Source organism: Myxococcales bacterium (genome assembly GCA_016717005.1).
Taxonomy (GTDB): domain Bacteria; phylum Myxococcota_A; class Polyangia; order Haliangiales; family Haliangiaceae; genus UBA2376.
In genome coordinates this window covers 160,429-186,171 of the sequence record JADJUF010000041.1, presented here as the reverse complement: position 1 = coordinate 186,171, position 25,743 = coordinate 160,429, and the positions used below count along the sequence as shown (strand labels likewise).

Sequence of the window (25,743 nt, the reverse complement as noted above, 5' to 3'; positions counted from 1 at the left end):
ATAGCGTCGCCGTCCCCGGGGGTCAACCCGTCGCCACGCCGGGGTGTTACGGTGGCGGGGATGGAGCCGTCGCCGCTCGAGGACCTGGCCCGCAGCCCGGCCGCGCTGGTGGCCGCGTTCCTGTTCGGCAGCCTCTGGGGCAGCTTCGCCAACGTCTGCGTCTACCGGTGGCCGCCGACCGACGCTCACCCCGACGGGCGCTCGGTGGTCCACCCGGGCTCGCACTGCGGCGCCTGCGGCCACGCGGTGCGCTGGTACGACAACGTGCCGATCCTGAGCTGGCTGTGGCTGCGCGGCCGCTGCCGCGACTGCGGCGTGACGTTCTCGGCCCGGTACTTGCTGGTCGAGGCGGTCACCGGCGTGCTGTTCATGGCCGCGTGGTGGTTCGCGATGGACGCCCGGGCCGCGCTCGAGTCGATGGACCTGCGGCTGGTGCGGTTCGGCATCGGCGCGGCGTTCGCGTGGACGATGGTCGTGATCCTGTTCACCGATCTCGATCACAAGCTGGTCTTGCCGCTGCCGTCGTACCCGGCGATCCCGCTGTTCTACGGCCTGGGGCTGCTCTTGCCCGAGCGGCGCTGGCCCGACGGGCTGATCGGCATCGCGGTCGGCTACGGCCTGGTGCGGCTGATCGCCGACGGCTACTACTTCATCACCAAGCGCGAGGGCATGGGCTACGGCGACGGCGTGATCCTGGCGGTGGTCGGCGCGCTGCTGGGCTGGCGCGGCGTCGTGGTCAGCCTGTTCGCCGGCGCCACGCTGGGCACGATCATCTCGGTGCCGGCGCTGCTCCTGGCCCGGCGCGGCGCGGCGGCGGCGCCCGACGGGGCCGCCGGGGCCGCCGGGGCCGACCACGACGGCGACGCCGACGGCGAGGACGGCGAGGATGCCGCCGACCCGGGCCTGGCGCGGGTCGAGGTGCCGTTCGGCCCGTTCCTCGCGACCGCGGCGCTGTTCTGGTGGTACGCCGAGCCGTACCTGACCATCCGCTTCATGGGTCAGTGACCGGGTCGGCGGTGAGCGCCGCGACCAGCGTCGCCGCCACCGCGCGGCCGTGCGCGATCTCCCCGGCCGGCAGCGTGACGCCGCCGACGACCGGGTGGCCGCCGCCGCCGTGGGCCGCGCACAGCTCGCCGAGGTCGTGGCGGCGCGGGCCGCCCCACGGGTTCCAGCCGACCCCGACCTTGACCGCGCCGTCGGTGGCCATCACCGCGACCGTGTAGGTGCAGCTCGGGAACAGGTCGTACGCGGTCAGGCCGGGCGAGCCGACGCCGCGGCCGATCAGATCGAACATCACCACCGGCCCGCGCACGTCGCCCATCGCCAGCCACCGATCGCGATCGGCCGCGCGCCGGGCCAGGATCGGCTCGAGGCCGGCCCGCACCCACGGCGCGCGATCGATCGCCTCGAGCGGCTCGAGCTCGAGCGTCGCGATGTACCGCCGCACCAGCGCGGGGTCGCGCACCGACGCGACCCAGACCGCGAGGCGCGTGGCCGGCGTGGCCAGGGCCGTGGCGGTGCGGGCGTCGGGGTAGGCGGCGGCGTCGACGATGTCGGCCCACGCGGTCAGCTCGACCAGGTGCGGCGGCGGCGTCCAGCCGTAGCGCTCGGCCAGGACCCGGGTCACGACGCCGGCGCACGACGGCGCGGTCGGATCGAACGCCATGTGCTCGTCGGCGCGGCCCTCGAAGTGCGCGCGCAGCTCGGTCGGCTGGAACGCGGTCGCGTGGTGATCGAACCACCAGCGCATCGCCGGGTGCGGCGAGTAGCGGAAGTCGACGCAGGCGTTGTCGTCGCCGTCGATCGCCACGGCGGCGAACGCGTCGCCGAGGCGGTGGTGGACGCCGATCGGCACCAGCGCCGCGCCCGGGACGTGGGTCCGGTAGAACGCGGAGAACAGCGCCGCCGACGCGGTCCCGTCGAAGCACGCGTCGTGGAAGAAGACCTTACAGGTGGTCACTGGGGCGGCGCGTCGTCACAGCTCCACTGGACGTTGTAGCCGTGGACGATCGGGGTGCTCTCGCGATCGTCGGAGATGAGGCGGATCGTGAGCAGGAGGTAGCGGCCGTCGGGCACCGGGCCCGGCGGCAGCTGCAGCTCGGCCGGCGACATCGACCACGGGCCGAACTGCGGCCGGGTGTTGAGCGTCAGCAGATCGTCGCCGGAGCGGACGTAGACCTCGACCCGGGTGCCGGGCGGCGCGGTCTCGGTCCAGGTCACGCGCACCCAGTGGGCCGGGCGGTTGTTCTGGCAGCCCTGGATCGGCACGACGTAGTCGCCCTGCGAGCGCGTCACCGTGCGCAGGCCGAGGCCGGTGAAGTCGGAGTACGTGTACGGGTTCTGGCCGACCGGGAAGGTGTCGACGGTGTTGCCGGTGCTCGGGTGCGCGGCCGGCTCGCCGGTGGTCTGGTCGATGTGCAGCCGCGACGCGGTCGACGAGCTCTGGTTGACGGCCCAGACGTCGCCGTCGAAGTCGACGCCGGCGCCGACCGGCACGTTCTGGCCGGGCATGTCCCACATGCCGGTCGCGGTCGCGGTGCTGGCGTCGATGCGCACCAGCCGCGAGCCGGTGAAGCCCGGGCTGGTGTGGAGCGCGCCCCAGACGTTGCCGCGGGTGTCGATGCCGATGCCGCGGATGCCCCAGCCGGGCGCGGCCGGGATCGACGCGGTGGTCCAGGTGTTGGTCGCGGGGTCGTAGCGGAACGCCGAGTTGTTGGGCCAGCCGCCCAGCCAGACCCGGTTCATCAGGTCGACGGTGATGCCGTACGAGCCGCCGGCCGACTGCTGCATCACGTACGACAGCGGCGCCGGGTTCATCGTCGTGTTGATCTGCGCCAGGTAGACCGCGCCGCAGCAGTTGCTCGGCGCCCACAGCCGGCCCATGCCGTCGATGGCCGCGCCGTACGGGTTGACGTTGACGCCCAGCGCGGTGTTGAAGCCGCCGGTCTGGGGCACCCGCTGCATCAGCGCGCCGGTGGTGCCGTCGATCTGATAGAAGGCCTGCTCGCTGAACATGCCGACCCAGACGTTGCCGGGGTTGCGCTGGCCCTCGACCGTCATGCCGGCGTCGATCGCGATCGCCCGGGCCTGCCAGTAGTTGGCGTCGCCCTGGTTGCCGACGACGACGGTCATCAGGATGCACTCGTCGGCCTCGCCGAGGAACTCGGCCGGGTTGGCCGGGTCGATCTGGTTGTTGCCGTCGACGTCGCGCGACGTGTCGATCACGCCGTTGCCGTTGGCGTCGATGCAGTCGGTGGGGTCGTTGGCGATCTTGGTGATCGACGGCTGGAAGCCGGGCGCGCGGTTCGCGACCCAGACGTCGCCGTAGAAGTCGACCGCGGTGCGCGACGGCCGGTTGCTGGCGTAGCCGCCGCCGGCGGTGCCGTCGTTGTAGAGCGGGAAGTTGCGGCCGGTGTGGTCGACGACGCGGGCGTGGGTCACCGTCGGGTAGCGGCCGACCTCGGCGCCGGTCCGGGTGTCGAGCTTGGTGACCGTGCCGTCGTGGTCGTTGGCGATCCACAGGTAGTGGTTCTCGATGGTCGAGCTGTCGAGGACGATGTCGCCCATCGGGTCGACGCCGACGCCGTCGCACTCGATCGCCGGGTTCTGCTCGGTGCACGGGAACGGATCGACGTCGACGCCGGCGCCGTCACAGCCGGGCAGGCAGTTGCCGCACGCCGACATCACGCCCTCATCGGTGGCGCCGTCGCAGTTGTCGTCGATGGCGTTGCAGACCTCGCCGGTCGGCAGCACCTGGCCCAGGCACAGGTTCCAGGTGCCGGTCGTGACGTTGCAGGTGCGGGTGCCCTTCTCGCACGCGCCGGTCCCGGGCAGCCCGGGCGGGCCGTCGAAGCACGGCACCGGCGCGGTGTCGATCAGCGGATCGCACGGGCAGCCCTCGTAGACGCCCGCCGCGCAGCAGTTGTCGTGGATCGCCGGATCGTTGTCGTTGCAGTCCGGGCCGCCGGGGCAGCTCGGCCCGTAGTGATCGCCGTCGAGGTCGGTGCCGCCGAGGCACTCGGGCGCGTCGCCGGGGGTGCTGCCGCACGAGCAGGCCGGCACGAAGGCCGAGCCGAGGATGAGGGCGAGCGCCGCGAGGGCGTCGGTGATGCGCATGGGGCCTCCCGGGCGCGCTGCCACAGCGGGCCCGAGGGGCATTGTAGTGAGATCGCGCGCGCGACCGCTAGGGCGCATCGCCGCACGATCGGCCCGTGGCTGGTCGAACCACGGGCGCGCGGGCGCGACCGATCAGCCGATCAGCTCGGCGTCCACTGGCCGCCCTGGCACATCGCCTGGCCGGTCTCGGCGGTGAGCGGCGGGTAGAACACCGTGACGGTGTGCTGGGGCGTGCCGACGTCGCGGGCGCAGCGCCCGACCGCACCCTCGGCGGGACACGCCGGCACCATCGGCACCTTCATGGCGTCGCACTCGCCCTTGATCCAGGCCGGCTTGGCCATCGCGCCGTGGTACTCGCCGCACAGGTGCTCGCGCTCGCGGCGATCGCACGCGCCGGCGGGCCCGGCGCTGGCCTTGGCGGCGGCGCCGGCGCTGGCCTTGGCGGCGGGCGCGTCCTTGTCCTTCGACGAACAGGCGGCGGTCGCGGCGAGCGCGACGAGGGCGGCGACGGCGAGCGGGCCGGGGCGGGCACGGGACGACCGGGACGACCGGGACGACCGGGACGGCGGGGACGACAGGGACGACGGGATCGCGCTGGGATGCATGGACCCGATCGATTGCAACCGCGGCGCCAGGCCGCGCGCCCGTCGGAGTAGCGCGGTGGCCGACGACGTGGGCAGCGCCTGCTCAACCGGGTGGGCGTGGGCAAGGTTGGCGCAGCACGGACGGTGGTCGCGCCGCGCGCCACGGACGGTGGTCGCGCGGGCTGGCGGTCGCGCGGGCCAGGGTATAAGGGGGGCCATGAACGATTCGGATATCTGGCTGCGCATCGGGCACATCGTCGGGTTCGTCCTGTGGATCTCGGGCATGCTGTCGACGCTGTACCTGCTGCGGGTCCACGCGATGGTCGAGGGCCCGGCCCGCGACGTGGTCGCGCGCCAGGAGGGGCGCACCGCCATGATCATGGACCTCGGCGCGACCCTGGCCATCACGTGCGGGTTCGTGACCGCGTTCACGAGGGTGCCGAGCTCGTTCAAGACCGGCGGCTGGCTCCACATCAAGCTGACGATCATCGCGCTGACCCTGTTCGCGATCCACGGCTTCACCCGGGCCCAGGTCAAGCGGTACCGCAACGGCCAGATCAAGCCGCTGCCCCGGGCGCTGCCCTACGTCGTGATGGCGGCCGCGACCGTGGTGATCATCCTCGGCGCCCACCCGACGCTCTTGCGCAAGTAGCCGCGGCGCGCGCGCGGCGCGGTACGCTCGGTCGCGGTGACGCCGCCGACGATCCTCCACGTCGACCTCGACGCGTTCTTCGCGGCGGTCGAGCAGCGCGACGATCCGGCGCTGCGCGGCAAGCCGGTGCTGGTCGGCGGCTCGCGCCGGCGCGGCGTGGTGGCGGCGGCCAGCTACGAGGCCCGCACCTTCGGCGTGTTCTCGGCCATGCCGATGGCCGAGGCGCTGCGCCGCTGCCCGCACGCGATCGTCGTGCCGCACCGAATGGAGCGCTACGCCGAGGCGTCGCGCGGGTTCTTCGCGATCCTCGACGACTTCTCGCCCGCGGTCGAGGGCCTGTCGTTCGACGAGGCGTTCGTCGACCTGACCGGGTCCGAGCGGCTGCTCGGGCCGCCGCGCGCGGTCGGCGAGGCGATCAAGGCCCGGGTCCGGGCCGAGCTGGCGCTGGTCGCGTCGGTCGGGATCGCGCCGACCAAGATGGCGGCGAAGATCGCGTCGGACATCGACAAGCCCGACGGCCTGCGCGTGGTCATGCCGGGCGAGGTCGCCCGGTTCCTGGCGCCGCTGCCGATGGGGCGCCTGTTCGGCGTCGGCGCGGTCACCGCCGAGGCGCTGCGCAACCTCGGGCTGGCGACGATCGGCGACATCGCCGGCTACCCCGAGGCGGCGCTGGTGGCGCGGCTCGGGCCCACCACCGGCGCGTTGATCGCGGCGCTGGCCCGGGGCGAGGACGCGCGCGTGGTCGAGGACGAGGCCGCGCCGGTGACGATCGGCCACCAGGAGACCTTCGACGACGACCGCTGGGAGCGCGCCGACCTCGAGGTGGTCCTGCTGCACCAGGTCGACCGCGTGGCCGAGCGCCTGCGCCGCGCCCACCTGCGCGCGACGGTCGTGGGCGTGATCGTCAAGTACGACGACTTCCGCCAGATCACGCGGCGGGTGACGTTAGCCGACCCCACCACCGACGCGGCGGTGATCGCCCGGGCCGCGTTCCAGCTCCTGGCCGCGGTCGAGATCGACGACCGCCCGCGGCGGCGGGTCCGGCTGCTGGGCGGGTTCGTGGCCGGGCTCGAGGATCGCGATCGCCCGCGCCAGCTCGCGCTCGACGAGGCCAGCCGGGCCCGGGGCGAGCGCCTGGGCGAGACCCTCGACAAGCTCAAGGATCGCTTCGGCGGCGCGGTCGTGCAGCGGGCGGTCCACCTCGACGACGACCGCGGCCCCCGCCGCAAGAGCTGAGCGTTCTCGGCCGCTTGGCTGGCGTCGCGGGCGGCCCGGACGATCGCGGTTCCCATCTTCGCCTGCTCGCGTGTCAATGAGCAGAACCTCCCCCGCGAGCCCCCCATGCGCGCCCTCCTGGCCACGATCGCCGCCCTCTTCCTCGCCACCGCTGGCGTCACCGCCGGCGCGGCCCACGCCGATGACGTCGTCAGCTACGCGCTGGTGGTCGGCTCCAACCGTCCGGGTCCCGGACAGACCGCGCTGGCGTTCGCCGAGGACGACGCCCGCGAGGTCGCGGACGTCCTGCGCGATCTGGGCGGCTACGATCGCGCCCGGGTCCAGGTCGTGACCAACCCCTCGGCGGCGACGTTGCTCGCGGCGATCGCCACCCTCGAGCGCGCGGTCGCCGCCGACGTCGCGGCCGGCCGCACCGCCCGGGTGTTCTTCTACTACTCGGGCCACGCCCGGGCCTCGGGCCTGTCGCTCGGCGCCGACGAGCTGGCGCTCGACACGTTGCGGGCGCGGCTGTTCGCGACCCGCGCGGCGCTGACCGTGGTCGTGCTCGACGCGTGCCAGAGCGGCGCGTTCTCGCGGGTCAAGGGCGCCGAGCCGGCCGCGGACTTCTCGTACAACTCGCGGGCGCGGCTCGACGCCAGCGGCGTGGCGGTGCTGGCGTCGTCGACCGGCAGCGAGCTGTCCCAGGAGTCCGACTACCTGCGGTCGTCGTACTTCACGCACAACCTCCTGGTCGGCCTGCGCGGCGCCGCCGACGACAACCACGACGGGCGGGTCTCGCTCGACGAGGCCTACCGCTACACCTACCACCAGACCTTGCTCGCCACCGCCGCGACCGCGGTCGGCACGCAGCACGTCTCGGTCGAGGTCGATCTCAAGGGCGCCGGCGAGATCCCGCTGTCGTTCCCCGAGCGCGCCAGCGCGACCCTGACCCTGCCGGCCGCCGGCGCGGGCCAGGTGCTGGTGGTCAAGATGCCGGCGCGCGCGGTCGTGGCCGAGCTGCAGAAGCGCGCGGGCGCCGCGGTGCAGGTCGCGGTGGCGCCGGGCCGCTACCAGGTGCTGTTCCGCACCGACGCGCGCATCCTGCGCTGCCCGGTCACCGCCGGGCCGGGCGCGGCGCCGCTGGCCCTCGACGGGTGCGCGGTCGAGGCCCCGACCGTCGGCGCCAGCAAGGGCGGCGGCGGCCCGGCGGGGCCGCGGTGGCTGGCGGCGACGACGTTCGGGCTCGGCGCCAGCCGCGCCGACGGGTACACGCAGCGGCTCGAGGACTTCGGCTACCACAAGCAGCTCGGCGTCGGCGCGCGCCTCGGCGTCGACGTGCTGCGCCGGGTCCACCCCCACGTGCTCGTCGGGGGCTCGGCCGCGCTGGTCGGCGGCGACGAGTGGCGGCGCGACACCGATCTCGAGCCGCTGACGATCCAGTGGAACACCGCGACGGTCGGCCCGCTCGGGCGGGTCGAGCTGCGGACCGGGCCGGTGGCCGGCTTCGCGCAGCTCGGCGCCGGCCTCGCGATCACCGGCGCGACGTTCCGCGACCAGCAGGGCCAGGCCGCCGACGAGCTCCACGCCGGGCCCTACGCCGGCGCCGCGCTGGGCGTCGAGTGGATGCCGTGGGCCACGGTCGGGTTCACCGGCCGGGTCGAGGGCAGCTACGCGCCGTCGCTCCCCAACCTCCTCGGCGATCGCCACGACACCGGCCTGCTCGGGCTGGCGCTCGGCGTCGTCGTCACCCGCTAGCTCCCGCCAGGACCCGACCATGCGCACCCTCCCCACGCTGCTCCTGCTCACCGCGATCGCCGCCACCAGCGGCGGCGCCACCGACTGCGGCACGATCATCGACGACGCCGGCTTCGATCTGTGGTGCGGCGATCGCCTGTGCCGCTGGACCCTCGAGAAGGGCCAGGTGGCCCAGGCGCCGACCTGGCACGACGGCGATCACGGCGTCGAGCTGGTCGGGGCCGAGGTCGCGATCGCGCAGCTCACCGAGGTCGACTCGAGCGACGGCGCCTGCATCGCGTTCGACCTGGTCGCCGACGTCGCGGCCGACGCCGAGGTCCACCTCGAGGTCGACGTGTTCGGCGACGGCCGGATCGAGACCACCGAGCGGGTGCCGACCAGCGCCTGGCGCCCGGTCGAGTTCCGCCTGCGCATGCCGCCGTTCTACCAGGGCGTGCGCTTCCGGCTGACCAAGCGCGGCGGCCACGCGGTGCTCGCCAACATCGGCGCGCGGATCGTCGACGACGGCGAGTGCGCGGGCGCGGCGCTGGTGGCCGGGGCCCGCCCCGACGGCGTCGCGTGCACCGCCGACGTCGACTGCGCCAGCGGCCGCTGCTGGCCCGGGCCGATCGGGTCGGTGTGCGGCGGCTGCACCACCGACGCCGACTGCGCCGGCGGCGACGTGTGCGGCATCGTCTCGACCGCCGAGGCTCACCTGGGCCTGTGGAGCACGTGCCTGCCGCCGGCCACCACCGCGACCGGGCTGGCCTGCATCCGCGACGAGCAGTGCGCCACCGGCACCTGCGCCGGCGGGTTCTGCAGCACCTGCCGCGACGACAGCGCCTGCGGCGGCGGCACGTGCGCGCCGCTGCGCTACACCGTGACCCACGTCGACGCGCCGCCGACCGAGATCGTCGGCGGGCTGCACTGCACCGGCGGCGCTGGCGTCGCCAGCGGCGGCGCGTGCCTCGCCGACGGCGACTGCGCGTCGGGCGCGTGCGTCGGCGCCCCGCTGGCGATGTGCACGACCTCGTTCTTCCCGCGCGCGTGCGCCAGCGACATGGAATGTCCGGGCTACGCCTTCGGCGGTGAGCCGGCGTGTGTCAACGTCGGGACCCGCGGTGGCACCTGCCAGTGATCACGAGGTCGCTTACCAGCGCTGGGGCCCGGCGCTCGTGCGCAAGGCCGAGCGCATCCTGCGCAACCGCGAGGACGCGGTCGACGTCGTCCAGAGCCTGTTCACCGATCTGATCGCCCGTCGCGAGGATGCCGTGGACCTCCCGTACCTCTACCGAGCCATCACCAACCGCGCGCTCAACGTCGTCCGCGACGCGCGGAGCCGGGCGCGGCTGCTCGAGCGGCAGCAGGGCGCGCTGGCGCCGACCGCGCGCGCGCCGGTCGCGGCCCGGGTGATCGGGCTCGATCTGCTGGCGCGGCTGTGCGACGCCCTCGACGGCGTCCACCGCGAGGTGCTGGTGGCGCGCTACCTCGACGAGCTGACCCAGGACGAGATCGCCGAGCTCTACGGGGTGTCGCGCAAGACCGTCGGCAAGCGCCTGGCCCGGGTCGACGCCGCGGCCGCCGCGCTGGCGGGGGCGGGCGCATGACCGCGCCGACCTGCATCGGCGAGCCGGTGTCGTGGCTGCGGCTCGAGCGCCTGGCCCTGGCCGAGCTCGACGGCGCGACCGCCGCGACCGTGCGCGCCCACCTCGCCGCCTGCGCCGCGTGCGCCGGCGCGTTCGCGCGCATCATCGACGACGCGCGGCCGCTGCCGCGGCTGGTGGCGGCGGCGACGGCCCCGGCGCCGTGGTGGCGGCGCGGGCCCTGGCTCGGCGGCGGCCTGGCGCTGGTGACCGCCGCGGCGGTGGCGGTGCTGGCGCTGCGGGTGCGGTCGAGCGCGCCGGACGCGCCGCCCGCGAACGGCGCGCGGGTCAAGGGCGTCGGCGTGGTCGTGGTCACGCTCGTGCGCGAGCGCGGCGGCGTCGTCGCGTTCGATCCCGACGACGTGCGCGACGACGATCGCTGGAAGGTGCAGCTCACCTGCGCGCCCGGCGCCACGACCTGGGTCGACGTCGCCGTGGTCCAGGGCGCCGCGGTCGCCTTCCCGCTGCCGGCGCAGCCGATCGCCTGCGGCAACACCGTCGCGGTGCCCGGCGCGTTCCGGATCACCGATGGCGACGCTGACGTGTGCGTGGTCGTGGCCGCCGCGCCTCCGGATCGCGCCCGGCTCGGCGCCGGCGATCGCGCGGGCGCGGTGTGCCGCACCGTGCGCGCCGCGCGGTGATCGCCCGGCCGGCTGATCCGGACATCGATGTCGCGATCGAGGGCGCGCGCCGGTCGGCGCCGCCGTAGGTGCGCGGATCGCGGTCGGCCCGGCGGTTGCAGTGTCGGGGTGCGCATGCGCGCGATCACGATCTTCCTGGCGCTGGCCGCGACCGCGGGCGCCGCGGCCGGCGAGCGCGCGCCGATGCCGACCCACGTCACGCCCTGGGCTCCGACCGGCGAGGTGGTCGAGCCCGGGCGGGTCCGTCTCGAGTACACCGTCGTCGCGCACGTCGGCGCGGCGGTCGGCCTCGCGGACGGGCTCGAGCTGCGCCTGTCCGCGGGCGCGCCGCAGCCGCCGGTGCAGCTGTTCGAGGCCGATCTCGCGCTGCGCGGTCAGCTCGTGCGCGCCGGTCCGGTCCGGGTCGCGGTCGGCGCCATCGGCGCCGCCGCGTGGCTGGGCGACAGCCACGACGCCAGCCGGTCCAGCGGCCGGTGGCTGCACGGCGGCGAGGCGACCGTCGGGCTGCTCGACCCGCGCGGCCACGTCGCCTGGTCCCACCGTCGGCTGCGCGACCCCGACGGCACCACCGCGGTCGACGTCGACGTCGTGACCGCGTCCTGGGTCATCGCCCACGTCCGGGTCGTCGGCGCGGTCGGCCGGGTCCGCGACGCGCGCGCGGGCCGGTGCGGCGTCACCGCGGCGCGCGCCACCGCGCCGGCCCTACCGTGCGCGCCTGGCGAGCACGCGGACGTCGCGGCCCTGGGCGTGTCGTTCCGCGGCGGCCGGATCACCGGCACCGCCGGCCTGGCCGCGGCGCTGTTCGACGACTACCCGCCGGTGCCGCTGCCGTACCTGACGATCTCGGTCCCGCTCGAGCTGTGACGGCGCGATGTCGCGGGCTGACTGGTCACCGCGCCGTTCGGCGCAGCTCACTTGCCGCGCACGAGCGGGAGCCAGGTCGCGACGGTGGCCGTGGGCCCGACGGCGACGCAGGTCCACGGGCCGTGGCGCCAGGCCTCGACCCGCGCCTCGCCGTCGTCCTTGTGCAGCGAGCGGCTCTGCAGATCGCGGGCGCGCTGGAGCACCACCGTTACCTGATCGGCGCCGATCTGGTAGCGGATGACGGCGGCGGGACGGCGCAGGATCGAGATCTTGCGCACGCCGACCACGACCAGCCCGGGACCGGTCGGCAGCGGCGGGTCGCGGCCGACCGCACCGCGGGCCCACGCGGCCAGCACGACCGGGTCGGGCGCGTCGAGGTCCCAGGCGTCGGTGGCGCGATGGGCGGCCAGCGCGCTGTCGGCGACCTGGTTGTGGCGCGAGGGGAACAGCGTGAACACCGCGACGACGCTGCCGACCAGCACGGTGATCGTGAACAGGAACGACACCGACACCCGGCGCTTGTCGAGCCGACGCGGCGGCGGCGGCGGCGCGACGACCGGATCCTCAGCGTCGGCGTCGACCAGCCTCATGGCGGCCCCGGCGCGCGCCCGAACCGGGCGGTGAAGTCGCGCACCAGCTTGGTCGCGAGCGTGGCGGCGGCGGCCGGGTCAGCCAGATCGACGAGGTGGCGGCACAGCCAGTCGGCGTCGGGGTGCGCGGCGGCGAGGTCCCGCGCCGCGGCGCGCACGTCGGGCGCGGCGGCGTAGTGGACCATCGCGCTCTTGCCGCGCGGGTAGTCGATCAGCCCGTCGCGGACCCGCACCTGGAACACGCCAGGTCCTGGTGGGGCGTGCGCGGCCGCGGCCGTGAGCGGATACCACCGCCCGAACTCCATGCCGGCATGGTAGCACCACCGCCGATCGCCGTGACCAACCTGACCCTCCCGTTCGCCGCGCCGACCGCGCCCGCCGTCGAGCCCGACGTGGTCGTCCACGGCGACAGCGCGCCGGTAGCCGCGGCCCACGCCGGCGCCGACCTGGCGCTGATCTACGTCGATCCGCCGTTCGGGACCGATCGGATCCAGCGCGGTCGCGCCGGCCGCTACGCCGACGACGGCGGCGATCCCGACGCCCACGTCGCGTGGCTGAGCCCGTGGCTGGCCGCCAGCCGTGACGCGCTGGCCGCGACCGGGTCGCTGGTGGTGCACCTGGACTGGCGCGCGGTCCACTACGCCAAGGTCGCGCTCGACCGGCTGTTCGGCGCCGACTGCTTCGCGGGTGAGATCGTCTGGTGCTACGCGATCGGCGGCAAGAGCCGGCGCGGCTTCGGGCGCAAGCACGACACGCTCCTGTGGTACGGGCGCACGCCGCGGTGGGCGTTCTATCCCGACCAGGTGCGGGTGCCCCGGCGCGGCGGCTCGCACATGAAGGTCGAGCACGACGAGGACGGGCGGCCGGTCCAGATCAAGCGCGATCGCAAGACCGGGCGCGTCTATCGCTATCCGGTCGCGGACGGCAAGGTGCCCGAGGACTGGTGGACCGACATCGAGACGCTCAACCGGGCGGATCGCGAGCGCACCGGCTGGCCGTCGCAGAAGCCGCAGCGCCTGCTCGAGCGCCTGGTCAGCGCCACCACCGTGCCGGGCGATCGCGTCGCCGACTGGTTCGCGGGCGCCGGCACCACCGCCGCCGCGGCCCAGCGCCTGGGCCGGCGGTTCGTCGTCGCCGAGGCCGCCGCCGACGCGGTCGCGCACATCCGCGCGCGCCTGACCGCGCAGGCCGAGGCGCTGGCCGCCGTCGGCACGCCGCCGCCGCCGGTCGACTTTCGCGTCGCCTGAGCGCCGAGCGCTGCGGCGGGCGCGCCCGCGAGGTCGGTCGTGGTGCCGACCGGACGCGCACGGCCGGCGCCGCCCGGGCCGACCCCGCGGCGCGCGCGCAGGCGATCGCGCGGCGCGCTCAGATCGTCGTCGCGGGCAGCGCGCGGGCGTCGTCGGGCGCGGCCAGCTCGACGTAGATCCGGCGCAGGATCGGCAGCGCCGCCCGCAGCCGGACCTCGATCGCGTCGACCAGCGCCGCCGACGCCTCGGCCGTGGTGTCGGGCGCCACCGCGATCTTCATCCCGACCAGCACCTCCTCGGGGCCGAGGTGCATGGTGCGCAGGTGGATCAGCTTGATCACGCCTGGCGTGGCGGCGACCAGCTCGATCATCGTCGCGCGCTGGCTCGTCGTCACCGACTGGCCGATCAGCAGGTGCTTGGTCTTGCGGGCCAGGAACGCGGCGACGCCGAACAGCGTGACGCCGACGATGATCGACCCGACGCCGTCCCAGACCGCGTTGCCGGTGAGCTGGGTCAGGAGCAGGCCGCCGAAGGCCGCGACCAGGCCGACCAGCGCGGCGACGTCCTCGAACAGCACGACGATCACGACCGCGTCGCGGGCCTCGTCGATCGTCTGCTTGAGCGAGCGGCCGGCCTTGATCGCGCGGAACTCGGCCAGCGCGGCCGACAGCGAGTACAGCTCGAGCCCGATCGAGACGCCCAGCACGATGTACGCGACCGTGCGGCTGCCCATCGCGCCGCCCGGGTGCAGCACCTTGTGGATGCCCTCGTACATCGAGAACGTCGCGCCGATCGTGAACAGCGACACCGCGACGATGAACGCCCAGAAGTAGCGCTCGGCGGCGTAGCCGAACTCATGGATCGCGTCCTCCTGCCGCTGGGACTTGCGCATGCCCAGGAGCAGGAACACCTGGTTGCCGGAGTCGGCCAGCGAGTGCACCGCCTCGGCCAGCATCGACGCCGAGCGCGAGATGAACGCCGCGACGAACTTGGCGATCGCGATGCCGAGGTTGGCGACGAGCGCCTTGACGACGACTGACTGGGAGCCGCTGGCCATGGGCGGGGGACCCTACTACAGCTGCACGCCGCCGTAGTCGTCGTCGTCGTCAGCTTCCGCGTCGGGCGCGCCGACGCCGGCGTCCCCGTCGGAGGCCGGCGCGACCCCGCCGTCGCCGTCGTCGTCCTCCGTCGGCAGCGCGCCGGGGTCGTCCTGGCCGCCGAAGTAGTACTCGTCGCCCATCTTGTTGAGCTCGGCCTTGGCCTTGTCGGCCTCGGCCTTGGCCTCGTCGGACAGCGCGCCGAGGTCGACCCGGTTGCCGCCGGTGGCGGCGGCGTGGGTCGGGGTGCCGTCCCACGGGAACGACTCGTAGAACCCGGTGCCGCGGCTGAGGTTGACCAGGCCCTTCGAGAAGGTCGGCACGAACATGAACACGAACAGGGCCGCGGTCGTGAGCGCCAGCCCGGGCAGGATCGCGCGCGACACCTGCCCGAACGGCTTCTTGAACAAGGCCGACGCCACGAACAGGTTGGTCGCCACCGGCGGCGCCAGGTACCCGATCTCCATGTTCACGACGAACACCACGCCGAAGTGGATCGGGTCGATGCCGTAGGTCTTGACCGCGATCGGCGCCAGGATCGGCGCGAACACCAGCGTCGCCGACACCGAGTCCATCAGCGCGCCCAGCACGATCAAGAGGACGTTGACGATCAGCATGAAGCCGATCGGGCCGATGTCGTTGTCGGTCAGGGCCTTGGTCAGCGACTCCTCGACGCCGATCTCGGGGATGAGCTTGTTGATGCCGAACGTGAACGCGATGATCAGGATCAGCATGCCCATCAGCCGCCCGGCGTTGGCCAGGGCCGCGACGACCTTGGGGAAGTCGAGCTCGCGGTGGATGACGGTCGTGACCACGAGCGCGTAGACGAACGCGACGGCGCCGGCCTTGAACGGCGGGAACTTGCCGGTGTAGATGCCGGCGACGATGATGATCGGCAGGAGCAGCGCCCAGACGCCCTCGCGGCCGGTCGTCGCGAGCCGCTGCCACGAGAACGCCTCGCGCGCCTCGACCTTGAGGCCGACCACCACCGAGTAGCCCGACAGCGCGAGCATCAGCGCGACCGCCGGCAGCGCCGACGCCAGGAACATGTCGGAGCTGTCGACCGCGGCCACGCCGGCGCCCATGACGGCCAGCGAGTAGATCATCAGGATCAGCGACGGCATGACCAGGCAGCCGAGCGAGCCGGCGGTCATGACCAGGCCGAGCGAGAAGTTCTCGGGGTAGCCGGCCCGGACCATCGCCGGGAACATGATCGAGCCGACCGCGATCAGCGTGACCGGCGAGCTGCCGGTGATCGCGGCGAAGATCATGCACGCGAACACCGCCGTGATGCCGAGGCCGCCCGGCAGCCAGCCGAGCGCCGCGCGCGCGAAGTCGACCAGGCGTCGGGCCATGCCGCCCTCGGTCATGACCGCGCCCGAGGCGATGAACAGCGGGATCGCCAGGAACTGATCGCGGCCCATGAGCGACTCGAACGGGTCGATCATCCAGCCGCCGAGGTCGGTGAAGTTGTGGATCAGATCGGTCATGGTCGCGAACGCCGCCGCGGTGGCCGCGCCGACGATCACGAACAGCGGCGCGCCGATCAGCGCCAGGACGATGATGACGAGCAGGACGGTCATGACGGCAGCCGCTCCTCGACCGGCTCGGCCTTGCCGGTCGCGGTGGTCGTCGCCTGCGCCAGCAGCCGGATGGCCATCGCGCCGAAGGCGTACGGGACGATCACGAACGCGGCCCAGGTCGGCAGCCACCGGTTGGCGTCGACGCGCAGGCCCTCGTGGCGCTGGTGGGTGACGAGATCGACCGCGAGCAGGAGCGCGGCGGCGCAGAACGCCGAGGCCACGGCCAGCGCCAGGGCCTGGATGTACGGCCGCACGCGCGCGGGCCAGATCTTCTCGCCGAACTCGAGCGCGAGGTGCGAGCGGTCGTAGGTGGCCATCGACGCGCCCAGCAGCGCGACCCAGATCATCATCACCAGCGCCAGCTTCTGGGCCCAGATGAAGCCGCCGGCGAACCGCTCGGTGTAGAGGTAGACCGAGCCGGCGATGACGACGGTGGCGATCGCCGCGATCCCCAACGACGCCGGCCACGACCAGGGCGTCTCACCCTCCTTGACGGCCCGGGTGCGGACCGCCATCAGGCACAGCCCGGCCAGGATGACCACGTCGGAGACGTGGCGCCGGTTGCCGAAGGTCTCGGTCACGACCGACGCGAACACCATCAGCGCCATGACCAGGAAGATCATCCCGCACAGGAGCCGCTCGCCCTGGTGCCAGAGCGCGTCGATCCGCCGGACGATCGGAAAGGTCGGCGCCCACGCCGAGGTCGGCTCGTCTGCCATCGGCGCATCGTACCGGAGTCCCGCGCCGAAAACGCCAAGCCCCGGCCAGGACCGGGGCAGGCGGGGCGGTCGGGTGGCGGCGACGCTACTTGCGCTTGCCGCCCTTGGCCTTGAAGTCGGCGATGCCGGCCTCGATGGTCTCGACGACCGCCTTGGTCGAGGCGCTCGAGTCCTTGACCTTCTGGCGCACCCCGGCGGTCGCGGCGACGAACGCCTTGCGCTGCGCCGGCGTGAGCGTGTGGATCTTGACGCCGGCCTTCTCGATGATCTTGACCAGCTTCGGGTTCATCTTGCGGATCGCGGTGCGGCCCGGGCGCACGATCGCGCGGCCCTCGTCGATGACGATCTTCTGCAGATCGGGCGGCAGCTTGTCGAACCAGGCCTTGTTGAAGGTGATCACCGCCGGCTGGTAGATGTGCGCCGACAGCGTCAGGTGCTTGATCGACGTGTGCCAGGCGCCGGCGACCATATAGAGGAGCGCCTGATCGAAGCCGGACACCGAGCCGGTCTTGAGCGCGGTCGTCACCTCGGTGGTCGGGATCGCCTGGGCGGCGGCCTGGAGCTGCTTCCACATCTCGATGTGGACGTAGGACTCCTGCGACCGCATCTTCTTGTTCTTGAGGTCGCCGGGCTCGAGAATCGGCGTGTCGCTGCCGAAGTGGCGGAAGCCGTTCTCGCTCCAGAAGCCGAGCACCAGGCCCTTGGCCTTGAACTTCTCCTCCATCGGCGCCATCAGGAACTTGTCGAGGACGTAGTCGGCCTCGTTGGCGTTGGCGAACAGGAACGGGATCTCGATGGCCGACAGCTCCTCGACGATCGACGCCACCGCGCCGGTCGAGGCGCCCACGCCCGAGAGCTGGCCGCGGGAGGTCATGCGGACGGTCTCGTTCTCGTCCCCCATCGTGCCGCCGAGGAAGACGCGCACCTTGATGCGGCCGCCGGACTTGGTCTCGACCGCCTTCTTGTAGCCCTTGAGCAGGTCAGCCCAGGGGGTCCGGTCGGGCGCCACCGTGGCGATCTTCATGACGATCGGGTCGTCGGCGGCGGCGGGGCCGGCGGCCAGGGCCAGGCAGGCCAGGACGGCGACGACGGTACGGCGGCTGAGGGTCGGGGGCATCGGTTCTCCAGGGCGTGGGCGCTCACCGGGGCGCGAGCGTTCCGCGGACCGTAGACAAAGCGCCCGCGCCGGTCAATCTCCGGCATTCGACGGCCCGGCCCGGCCGCGCATTCAGCCCATTCGGGCCGGCGGCGGCCAATCGAGCCCCCCGGCCTTGCGGTCCCGGCGGGATCCAGGGAAAATCTCCAGAAGTTGCGCATCTGCCGGCTCGGAGCGACGCCATGACGAAGGACCACGCGTGAAGCTCGAGGCGGTGATGCTCACCGACGTTGGGGTCGTGCGCGACCACAACGAGGACGCGCTGTTCGTCGACCCCGGCGGCCGGTTCTTCATCGTGGCCGACGGCATGGGCGGCCACGCCGCGGGCGAGGTCGCCAGCGCGATGGCGGTCGAGACCGTGCGCAAGACCCTCGAGGCCGCGGTCAGCTTGGTCGAGGCGTTCGTGCAGCGGCCGACCGACAACGCCCGCAAGGCGCTGGTGCAGCTGCTGCAGAGCGCGGTCCTGGCGGCCCACCAGGCGGTGTTCCAGCGCGGCGCCAAGGAGGCCGACAAGGCCGGCATGGGCACCACGCTCGACGTGGTCCTGGTGGCCGGGCGCGAGGCGTTCGTCGCCCACGTCGGCGACAGCCGCACCTACCTGGTCCGCGACGGCAAGGCGGCGCAGCTCACGACCGACCACACCGTCGCCGAGGTGCTGGTGATCGAGGGCAAGTTGACGATCGAGGAGGCGCTGGTGTCGCCTTATCGGACGGTGCTGGTCAACGCCATCGGCGTCGCCGCGGACGTCGGGGTCGAGATGGCGCACCTGCAGCTGCGCGAGCAGGATCAGCTGCTCCTGTGCTCGGACGGGCTCCACGACTACTTCCTGGTCGAGCAGGAGATCGCCGACATGCTCGGGGCCGATCCGGCCGAGGCCGCGATCGCCAAGATGATCGACGCGGCCAAGGAGCGCGGCGGTCACGACAACATCACCGGCATCATCGTCACCGTCGTCGATCTGACCGACGCGGTGCCGATGGCCGTGGTCGACGACAGCACCCAGCCGGTCGATGTCGGCAGCGTCGGTGGGGCCACCTGGAGCGAGGACGAGTCGACCGAGAACATCTCGCCGCGCGAGCTCGATCGCCTGGGCTCGGCGTTCCACAAGAGCGGCGGCCCCGCCAGCATCGCCGGGGGCAAGAAGAAGGCCGCGAGCGAGGCGGCCACGCGCCCGACCGCGCCGATGCTCGCGCCGGTGCCGCCGCCGCCGGATCTGCCCGGCAGCGAGGTCGGCGCGCTCGACGCGACCGATCCCGCGATCCCGGCGCCGGCGCTGGTGGTCGGCGACGACGCCGTCGACGAGGACGGTCCGACCGCGATCGCGAACGCGGCGACGCTGCCGCCGCCGGTGCGGGCCAGCTTGGCCCACGACGACACCGGCCCGGTGCCCAAGACCGACGGCGACAAGTCCGGCGCGTGACGGCGGGCGAGGTCGCGAGCGAGGCCGCGCGCGCGCCCACGCGTGAGCCTGGAAGCGAGCCCGCGGGCGACGTCGCGCTCCTGACCACGGTCCGGGCCGCGACCGCGGCGGATCTGGACGCGCTCCTGCCGCGCACGCGCGCGCTCAACGACCACGAGGGCATCGCGATCAGCGACGCGACGCTCGCGGCCGCGCTCGCGCGCCTGCTGGCCGAGCCGGCCCTCGGCAACGCGTGGCTGATCGAGCGCGGCGCCGCGACCGTCGGCTACGCGATCGTCACGTTCGGCTACGACCTCGAGTTCGGCGGCCGCGACGCGGTCCTCACCGAGCTGTGGATCGATCCCGAGGTCCGCGGCGGTGGCGCCGGCGCGGCCGCGCTCGAGGCCCTGGTCCCGGTGCTGCGCGAGCTCGGCGTGGGCGCGCTCCACCTCCAGGTGCGCCCCGAGAACCCGGCCCGGCATCTGTACGAGCGGACCGGCTTCGTGGCGTCGCCGCGGACCGTGATGACCCGCAAGCTGACGTGAGCGTCGCCGCGGGGCGTGATGACCCGCGAGCTGACGTGCGCGGCGCCGCGGAGCGGGCTGACCCGCGAGCTGCCGTGCGCGGCGCCGCGGAGCGGGCTGACCCGCGAGGATGACCCGCGAGCTGCCGTGCGCGTCGCCGCGAGCGGGCTGACCCGCGAGGATGACCCGCGAGCTGACGTGCGCGGCGCCGCGGAGCGGGCTGACCCGCGAGCTGACCCGCGAGCTGCCGTGCGCGTCGCCGCGAGCGGGCTGACCCGCGAGCTGCCGTGCGCGTCGCCGCGGGCGGCTACTTCACGATGATCGGCGCCGAGCGCGGCGAGCGCTGGCCGAAGCCGTCGACCCAGGTCAGGGCGATCGTGTCGCCCGGCGCCGGCGCGCGGAGCCCGTCGGGCTCGCTGCCGCAGCGGCCGGGGCTGTCGTAGATCTCGATCGCCGTCGCGCCAGCGGCGACCCGGCCCCAGGCGATCGGCGCCGACTGCGCGCCGCCGGCGTACGCGATCAGCGCGACCGCGCCGGCCGGCGCCGCGGCGGCGAGGGTCACCGTCACCGTCGTCAGCGTGCGGGTGTCGCGGCCGCGGTTGCTCTGGCTCGACACCGACGTGATCGTGGCGCCGGTCGGGGCCGTCGCGAGGCCGGGCGTGGGGCGCGTGCTGGCGGTGAACCCGGCCAGCTTCCGGCCGGCGCCGTCGCGGAGCGCCAGCGTGGCCAGGCGGGCGCCGCGGATCACCCCCGGCCGGTAGACCGCCAGGCCCGGGGCCAGCACCTCGATGCGCGGCCGCAGCTTGCGCTTGCCGACGACCAGCACCCAGTCGTCGTTGACGGCGGGGTCGTGGCCCTCGAACTGCTCGGCGCCGTCGTCGGTGGTGCTGGTGTAGCCGACCAGCACGCCGCCGCCGCGCGGGATCGGATCGGCGGCGTGGGTGAGCACCTGCGGCGCCAGCAGCACCCGGGCGCACTTGGCGTTGGCCGGGGCGGTCGGACCGAGCGCGCACAGCGCAGCGACGAGCGAGACGGCGACGAACCTGGACATGGGCCGAGGTTGGCACGGGCGCCACGCCGTCGCCACGCTCACCGTTTGCGGCTGGCGTCGGGCGCCAGTTCCTGATGCAATGCCGAGATGCGCCGTACCGCCGCCCTCGCCGCCGCCACGCTGTCATTGCTCGTCGCCGGCACCGCCGCGGCCCACGTCCGGATCATGTCGCCGACGCCGCGCTCGAGCGTCGATCTCAAGGCGCGCCACTGCGGCGTCACGGGCTCGCCCCGCGCCAACGTCCAGACCTATCGCCCCGGCGCGGTGCTGCACCTGGTGTGGAACGAGTACGTCCCGCACCCGGGCTGGCTGCGGATCTCGTTCAACGCCAACAGCGACACGTTCCGCATCCCGCCCGGCGTCGCCGCCGGCACGCCGGCTGGCTACCCGACCGAGAACCTGACCGGGATGATGGATCCCGGCGGGTCCGGCAGCCTGATCATCGAGGATCGGATCCCGAACGGGTCGGCGACGACGCGCGACATCACGCTGCCGATGACCGAGTGCACCAACTGCACGCTGCAGCTGATCCAGATGATGACCGACAAGCCGCCGTACACGATCGACGAGCTGTCGAACGACATCTACTTCGCGTGCGTCGATCTGGTGATCTCGGCCACGGACCCGCTCGTCGACGCCGGCCCGGGCGATCCCGACGGCGGCGCCAACCCCGGCGATCCCGACGGCGGCACCGCCCCGGCCGAGCTGACCTCGGGCTGTGGTTGTCAGGGCAGCGGCGGGGCGCCGGCCGGGCTGGCGCTGGTGGTCGGCGTCGGCCTGATGCTGCCGCGGCGTCGTCGGCGGGCCTGAGCCCAGGCCACGACCAGCGCGAGGCCCAGCCCGGCGTCACCGGCGCCGGCGCTGGCGCAGCCGCACCCGCCGGCCGGCGCGCCGTCGTCGAGCCCCGCGTCGGCGCCAGCCACGCCCGCGTCGGGCCCGGGCGCGGGCAGGTCGACGCACGCGCCGTCGGTGCAGCGCTGCCCGGCCGCGCACGGCGCGCCGTCGTCGACCACGCCGTCGCAGTCGTTGTCGCGGCCATCGCACGACTCGCTCGACGCGTGCGCGGCGATCGCCATCAGCGCGTCGGCCAGCGCGGCGGCGTCGTCGGCCTGGTGGTAGCATCGGGGCCGGGCTGGATCGGCCCCGGTCGGATCGCAGTCCAGCGGCGCGGTGCCGCCGAGCTGCGCCATCGCCGCCAGCGCGTCCTCGTCGACGCCGCCCCCGAACCCGACCACGAACGTGCGGATGCCGTGATCGCGCAGCCGCTTGACCGCGGCCCGCGGCAGCTCCCGCTGCGCGGGATCGTACGGATCGCACCACTGGAAGCCGTCGGTGATCACGACGACGTAGTCGGGGTGGTAGCCGCCGATCTGGGCCGGCTCGGCTACCGCCATGAGCGTCTCGCCCAGCGGCGTCCAGTTGCCGAGCGCCGGCGGCGGCGCGGTCAGCGCCATGCCGATGGCGCCGCGCTGGCCCAGCCCCGGGGGCACCTCGAGCCGTCCGGCGCCGCACGCGTCCGGGTACGGGAACGTCACCAGGCCGAACGCGATCGCCTGATCGTACGCGCTGAGCATCTGGTCGAGCGCGGCCCGCGCCGCGGACCACTTGCTGTCGCCGCCGGGCGTGACCGCCCCGGTCATCGAGCTCGACCGGTCCAGCACGACCAGCGCGGTCGGCGGCTCGCACACCGACGGATCGGCCGCCACCGCGCGGCTCATCGCCGCGATCACCATCGCCACACCCATCACCGAGGTTCGCATGGCGCCGACTACAGCAAGGCCCGCGCCAGCCGGGGCGCGCCCGTCGTTCTCGCTACTTGTCGACGTCGCCCGGACACCTTGTCCGGTTACCGGACACGCCCGTCCGGCATCCGTCCGGCCACCGGCCACGGCGGTCGCCAGCCGCGCGCCCCGGCGTCACCAGGCGCGCCAGCGACCGGGCGGGGCGGCGTCACCAGGCGCGCCCGCGACCGGGCGGGGCGGCGTCACCAGGCGCGCCCGCGACCGGGCGGGGCGGCGTCACCAGGCGCGCCCGCGACCGGGCGGGGCGGCGTCACCAGGCGCGCCCGCGACCGGGCCCCCGGCGTCGCCCCGGCGCCCCGGCGTCACCAGGTGAAGGCCGCGTCGGCCGCGAGGTCCAGGAACGTGTAGCGGTCGCGGATCGCGCGCGCGTGCCGGCGGGCGTCGGCGTAGAGCCCCGCCGACCACCCCAGCGCGGCCGGCGTGACCGGCGCGCCGGCGGCCTCGAGGACCGCGCGCAGCCGCTCCGGTCCGAGCGCGACGGCGGCGAGGCGGTCGTGGACGCTCGCCCAGGTCTGCGCGAGCCGGGCGTTGGCGGCGTCGGCGCCGGCGCGATCGAGCAGCTTGGGCGCCAGCTCGCGCCAGCAGGCCGCGCCCACCGCCGGGCCGAAGTGCGCGACCACGTCGGCCTCGGTGACCGCGCTGGGGTAGATCGTCGGCGGCGCGTCGCGCGCGAGCATGGCGCCCTGCAGCTCGGCCATCGCCACCGCGCACACGCCGACCTCCTCGCCGTGCAGGGTCGTCGCCCGCGGGCCCTTCATCTCGACGTAGTGCGCGAGCAGGTGCTCGCCCTGGCTGGCGGGGTAGCTGCCGCCGCAGATCGTCATGCCGAAGCCCGACAGCACCAGCGTGCGGACCAGGTGCCGCAGCGCCGCGACGTCGCCGGCCACGAGCGCGCCGGGCTCGGCCAGGAGCGCGGCCTCGTCGGTGGCGAGCAGCGCGAACGGCGCCGCGCGGTAGGGGCGGTCGCGCACCAGGTGCGCCAGCAGCCAGTCGACCTGCGCGGTCGAGCGACAGGCGCTGTCGCCGAGGCCGGCCTGGATCAGGCGCGGCGGCGCGGCCGCGAGCACGCGGAGATCGAAGAACGCGCCGCGTGGGGTCGCGGTCCGGACCGAGCGCTTGATCCCGCCCTGGAGCACCGACGCGCTCACCGAGGTGAACCCGTTCATCGACGGCGCGGTCGCGAACACCGCCTGCGGGAGCCCGCGCGCGTGGGCGACCAGCTTGGCGAGGTCGTTGATCGTGCCGGCGCCGACCGCGACGATCGCGTCGACCCGCGGCTCGACCATGGCCAGCAGGCGCGCGACGGTCTCGGCGTCGGTGCGGGGCGCGCGGTCCAGGACGATCGATTGCACCGTGAACCGCGCCGCCAGGGCGCGCGCGACCCGCTGGCCCAGCGCGGCGGCGGTGTCGACGTCCGCGAGCACGAGCAGGCGCGGGCCGAACCCGAGCCCGGCCACCAGCTCGGCCTCGGCGCCGTCGAGGCGCTCGGCGATCTCGACCGCCGCCGCCTCGGCCCGCAGCAGCGCGCCGGTGTCGGGATCGGGATACTGGCCGGCGAGCAAGCGCGCGAGCGGGTCAGCGGGCGGCATCGAGCACGGCCCCGAGCTGCGAGCGCAGCGATCCGGCCTGGGGCGCGAACGAGCCGTCGAACACCGCCGAGCCGACGGTGAACGCGTCGACGCCGGCCGCGGCGAGCGCGGCGATCTGGTCGGGGCGCCCGATGCCGCCGGCCACGAGCAGCACGCCGTCGGTGGCGCGGCGCGCGGCGCGGACCAGCGCCAGCGGATCGGCCTCGGTCGCGCGGTAGGCCAGGAGGTCGACGCCGGCGCAGCCGAGCGCGCGAAACCGGGCGCAGTCGCGCGCGACGTCGTCGGGCCCGCCGCCCAGGCGGGTGGGGTGGCCGGTCGGGCGGCCCGGGAACGGCAGGTACGCGACGTCGCTCCCGGCCAGGATGGCCAGCACCGCCTCGACGTCGGTGCCGCCGAGCAGGCGATCGACGCCGATCGCCCGCGCCGCCCGCGCCGACGCCAGGCACGCCTCGGGCGTCGTGCTGACCACCTCGAGGTAGCTGGTCGCGCCCAGGTCCTTGATCCGACGGTGGAGCGCGTCGAGCACCGCGGGCTCGACGCCCACGTCCTTGAACCCGATGTGCGTCAGGCCGACGTCGCGGACGTCGTCGAGGACCGCGAGGCCGTCGGCGACCGTCTGATCCGCCCGCGTCAGCATGAACACGAAGTCCATGGCCCGATTGTGCCGCGGTGGGGCGCCGGACACCATCGGCTTCGGGACCGCGCTCCCGCTGCTCGCGAGGGGACGGGCGCAGCGGGCCGGCGATCTGCGGGCACGCGTCGCAGGCGTCGCGGACACCGTCGCGTGCCACGGCGCATCGGACCCCGCATACACCGGGCCGCGCGTGGTCGCGGCCGGGCGCCGGCGGGCGCGATCGCAGATCGCACGCAACCGCGGCCCGCGCTGGTCGATAGACCGGGCAACCAACCACGCAGGTGTGTCCAGATGCGTTCGCTCGTCGTGCTGTTATCCCTGTCCCTGTCGTCGGTGCTCGCGTGCACCGAGCCGACGCCCATCCCCGGCCCGCTGTGCGGCGACCCCGCCCGCCCCGAGTTCTGCAAGACCACCTGCGGCGCCGACGCGCTGTGCCCGGGCGGCAACCAGGAGCGGTGCGAGCTCGACTGCCGGGCCTGCGTGGTCGACCGCGACTACTGCCCGATGGAGGAGCCGTAGCGCCGGTCGATCGACTGACAATCGCCGACGACCACGCCGGAGCGCTTCGAGTGGCGCTACGACGCCACGACCCCGACCGCGCCGGGGGTGCGCCCCGACGAGGTCCCGCCGCAGATCCCGGCCGGCCCCTGGTGGTGGTGGGCTCCGGACGCGGCGCCGGGCGACGCGACCCGCGCGTGAGCCGCCGACCTGGTCGGCGGTCCGACGCGGCGCTGGTCAGTCTTCGTCGTGGTTGTCGTCGTCGTGGCCGTGGTCGTCGTGGCCCTCGTGGTAGTTGATGAACAGGCGCTCGCCGCTCGGAACCGGCACCAGGACCGGCGCCGACCGGGCCTCGTCGCCGACGACGGTGCGGCGTCCGTCGCCGGTCGCCGGTCGCACGCGGTG

26 protein-coding genes and 1 pseudogene are annotated in these 25,743 nt (G+C 74.4%); 13 read left to right on the top strand and 14 right to left on the bottom strand.

Translation table 11 applies throughout. The annotated features are described in order from the left end of the window. Window positions 1-60 precede the first annotated feature (60 nt). A complete protein-coding gene (locus tag IPL61_37730; GenBank protein ID MBK9036934.1) occupies window positions 61-1,005 on the top strand; it encodes a prepilin peptidase in 945 nt (314 codons plus the stop codon). Here the strand turns inward: IPL61_37730 and IPL61_37725 are convergent. The 3 genes from IPL61_37725 to IPL61_37715 form a co-directional block, all read right to left on the bottom strand. Beyond that, window positions 992-1,960 carry a phosphoesterase gene (locus IPL61_37725; GenBank protein ID MBK9036933.1) on the bottom strand — a complete coding sequence of 323 codons (969 nt, stop codon included), beginning with the start codon at window positions 1,958-1,960 and terminating at the stop codon, window positions 992-994. The genes IPL61_37730 and IPL61_37725 overlap by 14 nt on opposite strands. After that, entirely contained in the window at window positions 1,957-4,116 is a 2,160-nt protein-coding gene (locus IPL61_37720) for a hypothetical protein (protein MBK9036932.1), read from the bottom strand. The genes IPL61_37725 and IPL61_37720 overlap by 4 nt, the downstream gene beginning before the upstream one ends. A 140-nt stretch (window positions 4,117-4,256) precedes the next feature. Then, entirely contained in the window at window positions 4,257-4,721 is a 465-nt protein-coding gene (locus IPL61_37715; protein MBK9036931.1) for a hypothetical protein, read from the bottom strand. A gap of 196 nt (window positions 4,722-4,917) precedes the next feature. On the opposite strand from IPL61_37715, the gene IPL61_37710 reads away from it, so the two are divergent. The 7 genes and pseudogenes from IPL61_37710 to IPL61_37680 all read left to right on the top strand — a co-directional run bounded on the left by IPL61_37710 (window position 4,918) and on the right by IPL61_37680 (window position 11,449). Next, on the top strand, window positions 4,918-5,352 hold the full coding sequence (locus IPL61_37710) for a CopD family protein (protein ID MBK9036930.1): 435 nt from the start codon (window positions 4,918-4,920) through the stop codon (window positions 5,350-5,352). 36 nt (window positions 5,353-5,388) lie between these two features. After that, a pseudogene (dinB, locus tag IPL61_37705) lies at window positions 5,389-6,668 on the top strand (DNA polymerase IV). A 25-nt stretch (window positions 6,669-6,693) separates the two neighbouring features. Continuing rightward, window positions 6,694-8,322 (top strand): caspase family protein, encoded by a 1,629-nt coding sequence (locus IPL61_37700; protein MBK9036929.1) that lies wholly within the window; start codon window positions 6,694-6,696, stop codon window positions 8,320-8,322. Between the two features lie 19 nt (window positions 8,323-8,341). After that, entirely contained in the window at window positions 8,342-9,439 is a 1,098-nt protein-coding gene (locus tag IPL61_37695) for a hypothetical protein (protein MBK9036928.1), read from the top strand. Further along, on the top strand, window positions 9,423-9,908 hold the full coding sequence (locus tag IPL61_37690) for a sigma-70 family RNA polymerase sigma factor (GenBank protein ID MBK9036927.1): 486 nt from the start codon (window positions 9,423-9,425) through the stop codon (window positions 9,906-9,908). Before IPL61_37695 ends, IPL61_37690 begins: the two co-directional genes overlap by 17 nt. Continuing rightward, the gene (locus IPL61_37685; GenBank protein MBK9036926.1) at window positions 9,905-10,585 is read left to right on the top strand and encodes a zf-HC2 domain-containing protein; all 681 of its coding nucleotides are present in this window, start codon (window positions 9,905-9,907) and stop codon (window positions 10,583-10,585) included. The genes IPL61_37690 and IPL61_37685 overlap by 4 nt, the downstream gene beginning before the upstream one ends. 108 nt (window positions 10,586-10,693) lie before the next feature. Then, a complete protein-coding gene (locus IPL61_37680; GenBank protein ID MBK9036925.1) occupies window positions 10,694-11,449 on the top strand; it encodes a hypothetical protein in 756 nt (251 codons plus the stop codon). A 47-nt stretch (window positions 11,450-11,496) separates the two neighbouring features. Here the strand turns inward: IPL61_37680 and IPL61_37675 are convergent, their stop codons facing one another. After that, complete coding sequence (locus tag IPL61_37675) at window positions 11,497-12,039, bottom strand: hypothetical protein (protein ID MBK9036924.1); 543 nt, start codon at window positions 12,037-12,039, stop codon at window positions 11,497-11,499. Continuing rightward, window positions 12,036-12,344, bottom strand: a complete 309-nt coding sequence (locus IPL61_37670; protein MBK9036923.1) for a hypothetical protein — start codon at window positions 12,342-12,344, stop codon at window positions 12,036-12,038. Before IPL61_37670 ends, IPL61_37675 begins: the two co-directional genes overlap by 4 nt. Window positions 12,345-12,350: 6 nt before the next feature. Between IPL61_37670 and IPL61_37665 the strand changes: the two genes are divergently transcribed. Continuing rightward, window positions 12,351-13,286 (top strand): site-specific DNA-methyltransferase, encoded by a 936-nt coding sequence (locus IPL61_37665; GenBank protein ID MBK9036922.1) that lies wholly within the window; start codon window positions 12,351-12,353, stop codon window positions 13,284-13,286. A gap of 118 nt (window positions 13,287-13,404) precedes the next feature. Here IPL61_37665 and IPL61_37660 read toward each other — a convergent pair whose 3' ends face one another. The 4 genes from IPL61_37660 to IPL61_37645 form a co-directional block, all read right to left on the bottom strand. Beyond that, on the bottom strand, window positions 13,405-14,343 hold the full coding sequence (locus tag IPL61_37660) for a cation diffusion facilitator family transporter (GenBank protein MBK9036921.1): 939 nt from the start codon (window positions 14,341-14,343) through the stop codon (window positions 13,405-13,407). Between the two features lie 15 nt (window positions 14,344-14,358). Continuing rightward, the gene (locus tag IPL61_37655) at window positions 14,359-15,966 is read right to left on the bottom strand and encodes a TRAP transporter large permease (protein ID MBK9036920.1); all 1,608 of its coding nucleotides are present in this window, start codon (window positions 15,964-15,966) and stop codon (window positions 14,359-14,361) included. Then, window positions 15,963-16,685 carry a TRAP transporter small permease gene (locus IPL61_37650; GenBank protein MBK9036919.1) on the bottom strand — a complete coding sequence of 241 codons (723 nt, stop codon included), beginning with the start codon at window positions 16,683-16,685 and terminating at the stop codon, window positions 15,963-15,965. The genes IPL61_37655 and IPL61_37650 overlap by 4 nt, the downstream gene beginning before the upstream one ends. A gap of 85 nt (window positions 16,686-16,770) precedes the next feature. Continuing rightward, window positions 16,771-17,802, bottom strand: coding sequence for a TRAP transporter substrate-binding protein (locus IPL61_37645; GenBank protein ID MBK9036918.1), 1,032 nt, complete (start codon window positions 17,800-17,802; stop codon window positions 16,771-16,773). A 238-nt stretch (window positions 17,803-18,040) separates the two neighbouring features. On the opposite strand from IPL61_37645, the gene IPL61_37640 reads away from it, so the two are divergent. Next, complete coding sequence (locus IPL61_37640) at window positions 18,041-19,261, top strand: serine/threonine-protein phosphatase (GenBank protein MBK9036917.1); 1,221 nt, start codon at window positions 18,041-18,043, stop codon at window positions 19,259-19,261. Then, a complete protein-coding gene (locus IPL61_37635) occupies window positions 19,258-19,785 on the top strand; it encodes a GNAT family N-acetyltransferase (protein ID MBK9036916.1) in 528 nt (175 codons plus the stop codon). Before IPL61_37640 ends, IPL61_37635 begins: the two co-directional genes overlap by 4 nt. Window positions 19,786-20,071: 286 nt before the next feature. Here the strand turns inward: IPL61_37635 and IPL61_37630 are convergent, their stop codons facing one another. Beyond that, entirely contained in the window at window positions 20,072-20,815 is a 744-nt protein-coding gene (locus tag IPL61_37630) for a hypothetical protein (protein MBK9036915.1), read from the bottom strand. Between the two features lie 87 nt (window positions 20,816-20,902). On the opposite strand from IPL61_37630, the gene IPL61_37625 reads away from it, so the two are divergent. Beyond that, the gene (locus tag IPL61_37625; protein ID MBK9036914.1) at window positions 20,903-21,625 is read left to right on the top strand and encodes a hypothetical protein; all 723 of its coding nucleotides are present in this window, start codon (window positions 20,903-20,905) and stop codon (window positions 21,623-21,625) included. Here IPL61_37625 and IPL61_37620 read toward each other — a convergent pair. From IPL61_37620 to IPL61_37610, 3 genes are all read right to left on the bottom strand, one after another. Then, a complete protein-coding gene (locus IPL61_37620) occupies window positions 21,541-22,575 on the bottom strand; it encodes a VWA domain-containing protein (GenBank protein MBK9036913.1) in 1,035 nt (344 codons plus the stop codon). The genes IPL61_37625 and IPL61_37620 overlap by 85 nt on opposite strands. Before the next feature lie 344 nt (window positions 22,576-22,919). Continuing rightward, window positions 22,920-24,206 (bottom strand): iron-containing alcohol dehydrogenase, encoded by a 1,287-nt coding sequence (locus tag IPL61_37615; GenBank protein MBK9036912.1) that lies wholly within the window; start codon window positions 24,204-24,206, stop codon window positions 22,920-22,922. Beyond that, window positions 24,193-24,858 carry a hypothetical protein gene (locus IPL61_37610; GenBank protein ID MBK9036911.1) on the bottom strand — a complete coding sequence of 222 codons (666 nt, stop codon included), beginning with the start codon at window positions 24,856-24,858 and terminating at the stop codon, window positions 24,193-24,195. Before IPL61_37610 ends, IPL61_37615 begins: the two co-directional genes overlap by 14 nt. 288 nt (window positions 24,859-25,146) lie before the next feature. On the opposite strand from IPL61_37610, the gene IPL61_37605 reads away from it, so the two are divergent. Beyond that, a complete protein-coding gene (locus IPL61_37605; GenBank protein ID MBK9036910.1) occupies window positions 25,147-25,359 on the top strand; it encodes a hypothetical protein in 213 nt (70 codons plus the stop codon). Window positions 25,360-25,575: 216 nt separating this feature from the next. On the opposite strand, the gene IPL61_37600 is transcribed toward IPL61_37605, so the two are convergent. Next, window positions 25,576-25,737, bottom strand: a complete 162-nt coding sequence (locus IPL61_37600; GenBank protein ID MBK9036909.1) for a hypothetical protein — start codon at window positions 25,735-25,737, stop codon at window positions 25,576-25,578. Between the last annotated feature and the right edge of the window lie 6 nt (window positions 25,738-25,743).